The sequence below is a fragment of the Mesorhizobium sp. M7A.F.Ca.CA.001.10.2.1 genome, assembly GCF_003998575.1.
In the GTDB taxonomy this organism is placed as follows: domain Bacteria; phylum Pseudomonadota; class Alphaproteobacteria; order Rhizobiales; family Rhizobiaceae; genus Mesorhizobium.
Window position 1 is genome coordinate 1 of the sequence record NZ_RZQY01001302.1, and the last position, 538, is coordinate 538.

Here is a 538-nt window from a genome sequence, read left to right on the forward strand (position 1 = left end):
GTGGAAGGCTGTCGCGCCGGGATAGTTGATGGTCGGCACGGTGCGGGCGACCGTCTCGCGCACGACGTCCATGTGGTAGGCATGATAGGTCTGGCGCACCAGCGGATCGGAGAAGTCCGAAAGCCGGAACGGGTCCAGATAACCGCCGGGGTTGGCACTCATCCAGGCATAGATGCGGGCCGAGCCCAGCCATTGCAGCAGGAGGTAGGCGACCTCCTGGTTCTTCGACTGTGACGAGATCATGCCGGTCAGCGAAAACCACAGCACGGAACGGCTGATCAGCTTGCCGCCGATCTCGCGGCCGGGCGGCAGCATCGAGCCGATCTTGCCGGTGACGGCTGAATCCTTGTTGCCGGCATTGTCGAGGAATTTCGGCAGGTTGGAGAAGGCGCAGGTCATCGCCGCACCACCCTTGGCGAAGTTGCCGTATTGCTCCGGCCAACCCCAGGAGATCGCATCCGGCGAATGATGCGCGAGCGAAGCAACATATTCGTTGGTGGCGGCGATGCCTTGCTCGGAATTGATCATCGGCTTGTCG

At 62.3% G+C, this 538-nt stretch carries 1 pseudogene; it reads right to left on the reverse strand.

Going from position 1 to position 538, the window contains the following annotated elements:
• Positions 1–528 (reverse strand): annotated as a pseudogene (locus tag EN964_RS36770) (sugar ABC transporter substrate-binding protein); the annotation flags it as partial.
• Positions 529–538 lie beyond the last annotated feature (10 nt).